The sequence below is a fragment of the Caldithrix sp. genome, assembly GCF_056497305.1.
In genome coordinates this window covers 24201-31438 of record NZ_JBSMDE010000138.1, presented here as the reverse complement: position 1 = coordinate 31438, position 7238 = coordinate 24201, and the positions used below count along the sequence as shown (strand labels likewise).

Genomic DNA, 7238 nt, shown 5'->3' with positions numbered 1-7238 from the left:
TGGAGGATTCGAACCTCCGACCCACTGCTTAGAAGGCAGTTGCTCTATCCAACTGAGCTAAGGGCGCAACGAAGTCGGGGCGAGAGGATTTGAACCTCCGACCCCCTGCTCCCAAGGCAGGTGCGCTGCCAGACTGCGCTACGCCCCGATGGGTCTTTTCGTTGCTCTCTAAAATAATTTAGAGCTCACAAATTTAAGATCATTCATCTTTGTTGTCAAGTTTTTTCAAATAACTTTTTAAAAAGTCTTTAAACTTCTTTAACGCCAGGCCCCGATGGCTAATCTTATTCTTTTCATCGGCAGAAAACTGGGCATACGTCTTTCCTAACTCCGGAATATGGAACAGCGGATCGTAGCCAAAACCGCTTTTACCGCGAAAGTCTTCAATAATTTCTCCTTCGGTTCTTCCTTCAAAAAACCACATCCCTTCATGATTTTTAAAACAAACCACGCATCTAAAACGGGCTTTTCTGTCGGCGCCCTGCAGATTTTTCATGCGCTCCAGAAGCAATAAATTGTTTTTCAGATAATCACTATCTTCTCCGGCAAAACGCGCAGATTGTACCCCTGGCTCATTGTTTAAGGCCGGTACTTCCAGACCTGAGTCATCCGCTAACGTTGGCAAACCACTCAGGGCAAAATAGGCTTCGGCTTTCAATTGTGCGTTTTCTGCAAAAGTACGCCCGTTTTCTTCTACCTCAATTTTTTTAGGTAACTGGTCAATAGAGATCAATTGTACCGGAAGTTCTTTCAATATCTGCTGTATTTCGTTCAGTTTATGTGGATTTCCTGTGGCAACTAAAATTTTCATCAAAATTTCTCCACTCTTAATTTCCGTTTTAAATAATTTTCTGTGCAAAGATGTAATAAAAATCTGAAATTGTCAAAACTTCTTGATTCCTGCTAATGCGAATCTAAGCCAGGCCAAACAACCGATTCGCAAATTGGTTCTATTTTTTTTAAATTTAACTATTATTAATTCAAAGGAAACCTATGAAAGCTAAATCCAGAGCACATGCTAACATTGCCCTGATTAAATATTGGGGTAAAAGAGATGAGCGCCTAAATCTTCCGGCGGTGGGTTCGATTTCCTTAACCCTGGACGCCTTGTGGAGTGAAACGGAAATTGAATGGAGTCCAGCATTTAAAGAAGACGCGCTCCTTCTGGGGGAGACTTCCTGTAGCGAACAGGAATTACAACGCACTTCAAAATTTCTCGATCTGTTTCGGGAAAAGGCAGGGCTCAATTGGAAAGCCCACATTAAATCTAAAAACAATTTTCCAACATCGGCGGGACTGGCCTCTTCGGCCTCGGGCTTTGCGGCCCTAACCCTGGCCGCTGCAAAGGCGCTGAATCTGGAACTTAGTCCCAGGGAACTCTCTGTTTTAGCGCGACAGGGCTCTGGCTCTGCGGCCCGCTCTATTTTTGGCGGCTTTGTCGAGATGCACGTCGGACAGCAAAAAGATGGTAGCGATGCCTTCGCAGAAATGATCGCCCCGGCCGATTATTGGGACATTCGATTACTCATAGGTATTACCTCCAGTGTCCCGAAAAAAATTTCTTCCACAAAGGGCATGAATCTCAGCAAAAAAACATCGCCTTACTATTCGGCCTGGATCCAGTCTCAGCCAGCAGATTTACAGGCCATGCGTCAGGCCATCCTGAAGAAAGATTTTGAACATCTCGGAAATCTGGCGGAACACAGCTGTCTAAAAATGCACGCTCTGGCTCTGAGCAGCAATCCAGGTATTATCTACTGGAATGCCACAACCGTTGAGGCCATGCACGCCATTCGCTACTTACGGGAGCAGGGTACTGCGGTCTACTTTACAATCGACGCCGGACCGCAAATTAAGGCGCTTTGTTTACCGCAGGACGAACAACGGGTTCGTCATCTTCTGGAAAACATTGAGGGAATTCAAAAAGTGATCAGCAACGCACCCGGTCCGTCGGCAAAAATCCTGGAGTACGAAACATGATTACCGTGAGCGCGCCGGGCAAAATGATCTTGTTGGGCGAATACGCTGTGCTGGAAAACACGCCTGCTCTGGTATGTGCGGTTAATGTGCGGGCCAGAGTAAAAATCGAAAAACTTACAGGTAATGAATTTCTCTTCTCGGCTCCCTCTTTGCATTTACACGAACTGCCCTTCATCATACTGCCCGGCGGTAAAGTGCGCTTTGACCCGCGACTTTCCACCCATCTCCTGCGGAAGCTGAACTTGTTTGCCGGAATTATGGAATATGTTTACCAGCGCATTGCTCCCTCCCATTTTAACCGGGGTTTGAGAATCGAAATCAATACCGAAGCCTTTTATTCCCGTGAATTTCATAGCAAAATAGGATTTGGCTCCAGCGCTGCCCTCTGTGTGGCTTTGGTTCAAGCTTTGATTGTCACTTTAGAACTCGACCTCAACCGCGAACAGGCCTTTTTGCAGGCCCTGATGGCTCATCACCATGCGCAGGGCAAGATGGGCAGCGGCATTGACATCGCTGCCAGTTATTTCGGGGGATTTTTAAAATACGTGCGTCGCGATCCGGCGGCTGCGGATGTTCAGTTACCGTTGCGCTTGGGGGCCTGCCCCGGTTTGTACTTTAAACCCATATTTACTGGTAAAAGCGCATCCACCACCAGGTTGGTGGGCGGCGTAAAACAGCTTAAACAGACTCAACCGCAAACCTACCGGCAAATTATGCAACAACTGAAAACCATTTCTGAAAAAGGGTTGCAGGCATTTGAACAGGGGAAAGTGGAACTATTTTTAAACCAGGTTCGTGCATTTTACATGGCTTTAAAAAATCTGGGCGAACAAAGCGCCATGCCCATCATTTCGGAAGTGCATCAAAAACTGGCCAGCCTTGCTCAGCAGGCAGGAGTGGCCTACAAACCATCCGGGGCCGGAAGCGGAGACATTGGGCTCATTTTTTCCGCTGACCCCAAAAAATTGGATGACGCCTTAGTCTTGATCAGACAGCACGGTTTCATCCCGCTTGAAGTGCAGGTCGATGAACACGGAGTGCAAGTAGAAAAATCCTTTTAATCTGTTGAAAATTTAATTAGATTTAACATCGAAATTAACACGAGGGATTAAAAATGCCAAATTCGCGCATTGCCAATTTTTACAAATTAAGCATCCAGGAACGTTTGAAAATTCTGTACGAACGTAACTTCATAAGTGAACAGGAATACATTAAATTAAAAAACGGCAACCACCTACTGCGCAGCGAAGAATCCGATCGCATGATAGAAAACGTGATCGGCGTGTTCGGGTTGCCCATGGGCCTGGGGTTAAATTTTTTGGTGAACGACAAGGATTACGTGATTCCCATGGTCGTCGAAGAACCTTCTATTGTAGCGGCTGTCAGTTCTGCGGCTAAAATCATTCGCAAAGCTGGAGGATTTAAGGCGCAGTACAGCGCACCCATTTTAATCGGTCAGATTCAGGTTGTGGATGTAAAAAATCCTTCAGTCGCCAGGCAGGCCATTTTACAAAACAAAGAAGAGATCATTAATCTGGCCAATAGTTTGCACCCCAAAATGGTAGCCCGTGGAGGCGGTGCGCAGGATCTGGAAGTGCGCATTCTTTCCGGAGCTTCCCACCGCGGCGATATGGTTATTGTTCACCTTCTGGTCGACACGCGTGATGCCATGGGCGCCAACCTGGTTAACAGCATGTGTGAAGGGGTGGCTTCGCTGATCGAGAAGATTACCGGCGGACAGGTGTTCCTGCGTATTTTGTCCAATCTTGCCGACCGCTCGATTGCCCGCGCCCAATGCCGCATTCCGGTTAAATTACTCGAAGGTAAGGGCTATTCCGGCGAACAGGTTCGTGACGGTATTATTTTGGCTTACGAATTTGCCGCAGCCGATCCCTATCGGGCAACTACGCACAATAAAGGCATCATGAACGGCATTGATCCGGTGGTAATTGCCACAGGAAACGATTGGCGGGCGATCGAAGCCGCGGCGCACGCTTACGCGGCCCGTTCCGGACGCTACACCTCTTTAACACGCTGGGAAAAAGCAGAAAACGGAGATTTGCTGGGTTCTATTGAGTTGCCGATCCGCGTGGGCATTGTTGGCGGCCCCCTGGAGAGCAATCCTACTGTAGCCATTGCTTTGCACCTACTCAATGTCCAATCGGCTTCTGAATTGGCCCAGGTACTGGCCGCCGTTGGCCTGGCCCAGAATTTTTCAGCCATTCGCGCTCTGGCTACCGAAGGCATTCAGCGCGGACACATGAGCCTGCATGCCCGCAGCGTAGCCATGGCTGCCGGCGCCACGCCGGAAATCTTCGAAACCGTGGTTGAACGGCTGATTGAGACCAATGAAATAAAGGTCTGGAAAGCCAAAGAAATTATTGAAGAAATTTCCAAAAAGGAAGACAAACTTAAAACCGAATTGTACCTGGCGCCATCCAAGCAGAAAATTCCTACCGGACATGGGAAGGTTATTTTACTGGGCGAGCATGCGGTCGTTTACGGCTCCCATGCGATTGCCGCTCCCATTCCCCTGGCCATGCAGGCTCTGGTTTCCGATAGTGACCAGGAGGGCATTCATTTGATTATTTCGCGTTGGGGGGTGGAAGAACGTCTGCAAAAGGGAAAAGAGTATCGGTATTCCATTTTTAAGTCCTTGAGTCTGATTTTACACGAATTGGGGCTGGACAAAGAAAACATGAAAATTGAAGTCTTCCCCTATGTCCCAAGAGCCATGGGGCTGGGAGGATCCGCTTCGCTGGCTGTGGCCATCATTCGCGCCCTGGCCGAACGGTTTAAAATCAATCTGACCCAGGAAGAAATTTCACAACTGGCCTTTAAATCGGAACAGATTGTTCACGGAACCGCTTCGGGTATTGACAATACCCTGGCCACCTACGGTAAATTTCTCCTGTACCAGAAAGGAAATCCGCCTAAAATTCAGGAGCTGCATGTCCCCCAACCGATTCGCATTGTGATTGGCCTTACCTGGACCGAAAGCTTAACGGCCCGAATGGTAGCTCGTGTTCGTCAGGCCTGGGAAAACAATAAGCGCCTTTACAACCACATTTTTAACGAAATCAACAAATTGGTGCTGGAAGCAGTTAAGGCCATCGAAAAATACAATCTGGAACATTTGGGACAACTCATGAACATTAATCAGGGGCTGCTCAATGCCCTGCAGGTTTCCGGACGTGAAATCGAGGAATTGGTTGAAATCGCACGCAATCACGGGGCCCTGGGTGCTAAATTAACCGGCGGAGGCGGAGGTGGCGCTGTGATTGCCCTGTGCCCGGATAACGCAGAAAAAGTAGCTACAGCCATCCGCAACAGTGGCTACCGGGCCTACATTACGGACCTGAAATAAGAGGGGGAAATTTGAAGTGAAGGATCAAATTGTTTCGTTTGATGATGAAAAATTGATCTTGGTGGATGAGAATGATAATGTGCTCGGTTACCAGACCAAAGAGATTTGCCACAATGGAAACGGATTACTGCATCGGGCCTTTTCCATCTTTTTGTTTAACAGCAAAGGAGAACTGCTTTTACAGCAGCGCAGCGAACAAAAACGGCTATGGGGCCTGTATTGGTCCAATACCTGCTGCAGCCATCCGCGCAAAGGGGAAACGTATGAACAGGCTACCCAACGCCGCTTGCAGGAAGAGCTGGGTTTAACCGCCCCTCTTAAGTTCTTATTTAAATTTCAATACCATGCCCGCTTTGATGACAAAGGTTCAGAAAATGAATTGTGTTCGGTTTATGTGGGAAAGAGTGACGAACTGCCTGGGGTCAATCCTACAGAAATCGCCGCCATCCGTTACGTAACTCCGGAAGAGTTGGAAAAAGAGATGGCCCTTCATCCACAACAATTTACGCCCTGGTTCAAAATGGAATGGAAACGTATTCGTGAAGAATTTTGGCCTGAAGTCCAGAAAATAATTGCCGAATAAATTGGTACCATGATAGGTCCAGAGCCTGAGGAGTCGAAGCCATGTTGAGCAGACCGATTAAAAATATTGGCTTTATTTCTACACGCATTGCCGGTACAGATGGGGTTTCGCTGGAAATCCAGAAATGGGTAGAGATTTTAGAGAGAAACCGCTTCGACTGTTTCTTCTTTGCCGGAGAGCTTTCCACGCCAAAATCGCGCTCGTTTACCGTTGAAGAAGCATTTTTTGATCACCCTAAAATTCAAAAAATTAATCAGGCTATTTTTGGAGCACGGACCCGTTCGGCAGAAATTACCAGGCTAATTCATGAAATTAAGGATAAATTAAAGGTCGAACTGTACCGCTTTATCCGAAAGTACGACATTGACCTGCTCATACCGGAAAACGCTCTGACCATCCCCATGAACATTTCCCTGGGCCTGGCTCTGACCGAATTCATAAATGAAACCGGTATTCCGACCATCGCTCATCACCACGATTTTTACTGGGAACGCGACCGTTTCCTGGTCAATGCCTGCCAGGATTATCTGAATATGGCTTTCCCCCCGGATCACCCCAATATCCGGCATGTGGTAATCAATTCGCTGGCATCTAAAGAACTAAGCTATCGGGTAGGAATAAGCAACACAATTATTCCTAATGTGCTTAATTTTGAAGAAGAGCCCGTTTTAAAAAAACACAAAAATTGTAAACTACGCGAAATTGTAGGACTGGGCCCGGATGATCCTTTCATTTTGCAGCCTACACGAATTGTCCCCCGCAAATGGATCGAACGATCCATCGAAATCGTCAGTTATCTGAATTTAAAAAATCCGGTGTTGATCATTTCCCATTCTGCCGGAGACGAAGGCGGTGAATATTACGAACGCATCATGGAATATGCGGAAAAACACAAAATCCGCCTGATGTTGATCGACCACCTGATTGGCGATAACCACGGGCGCAGTGGGAAAAAGTACACCATTGAAGATGTCTATCGTTGCGCCGATTTAGTTACCTATCCCAGCGGCTACGAAGGGTTCGGTAATGCCTTTTTAGAAGCCATTTATTACATGAAACCGATTGTCGTAAATCGCTACTCCATTTACCGGGTCGACATTGAACCCCGCGGCTTCAATGTGATTACCATCGAAGGCTTTGCCACCAAAAAGGCCATCACCAAAATTAAGCGCGTTTTAAAGGATGAGTCCTACCGTGAAACCATGGTTCTAAAAAATTATGAACTGGCTAAAAAATACTTCTCATACGAAGTAGCCGAAGAGAAGCTACTTTACCTGATAAACACCTTCAAACCCTGAGGTAAAAACC

6 protein-coding genes and 2 tRNA genes are annotated in these 7238 nt (G+C 47.1%); 5 read left to right on the top strand and 3 right to left on the bottom strand.

The window, feature by feature from the left end; translation table 11 throughout:
• The 3 genes from ACWB0I_RS11695 to rdgB form a co-directional block, all read right to left on the bottom strand.
• Positions 1 to 59 (bottom strand) — tRNA-Arg (locus tag ACWB0I_RS11695).
• Between the two features lie 15 nt (positions 60 to 74).
• Positions 75 to 148, bottom strand: a tRNA-Pro gene (locus ACWB0I_RS11690).
• A 51-nt stretch (positions 149 to 199) separates the two neighbouring features.
• Positions 200 to 811 carry an RdgB/HAM1 family non-canonical purine NTP pyrophosphatase gene (gene rdgB / locus ACWB0I_RS11685; RefSeq protein WP_479388249.1) on the bottom strand — a complete coding sequence of 204 codons (612 nt, stop codon included), beginning with the start codon at positions 809 to 811 and terminating at the stop codon, positions 200 to 202.
• Positions 812 to 993: 182 nt separating this feature from the next.
• Here rdgB and mvaD point away from each other — a divergent pair, with 182 nt between their 5' ends.
• From mvaD to ACWB0I_RS11660, 5 genes are read left to right on the top strand one after another with little or no spacing between them, the layout of a single operon-like run.
• A complete protein-coding gene (gene mvaD, locus ACWB0I_RS11680) occupies positions 994 to 1980 on the top strand; it encodes a diphosphomevalonate decarboxylase (protein WP_479388248.1) in 987 nt (328 codons plus the stop codon).
• On the top strand, positions 1977 to 3041 hold the full coding sequence (locus tag ACWB0I_RS11675) for a mevalonate kinase family protein (RefSeq protein ID WP_479388247.1): 1065 nt from the start codon (positions 1977 to 1979) through the stop codon (positions 3039 to 3041). Before mvaD ends, ACWB0I_RS11675 begins: the two co-directional genes overlap by 4 nt.
• A 53-nt stretch (positions 3042 to 3094) precedes the next feature.
• The gene (locus tag ACWB0I_RS11670; RefSeq protein ID WP_479388246.1) at positions 3095 to 5347 is read left to right on the top strand and encodes a hydroxymethylglutaryl-CoA reductase, degradative; all 2253 of its coding nucleotides are present in this window, start codon (positions 3095 to 3097) and stop codon (positions 5345 to 5347) included.
• Between the two features lie 16 nt (positions 5348 to 5363).
• On the top strand, positions 5364 to 5930 hold the full coding sequence (gene idi, locus ACWB0I_RS11665) for an isopentenyl-diphosphate Delta-isomerase (protein ID WP_479388245.1): 567 nt from the start codon (positions 5364 to 5366) through the stop codon (positions 5928 to 5930).
• A 41-nt stretch (positions 5931 to 5971) separates the two neighbouring features.
• Positions 5972 to 7228 (top strand): glycosyltransferase, encoded by a 1257-nt coding sequence (locus tag ACWB0I_RS11660; protein WP_479388244.1) that lies wholly within the window; start codon positions 5972 to 5974, stop codon positions 7226 to 7228.
• The last annotated feature ends 10 nt before the right edge of the window (positions 7229 to 7238 follow it).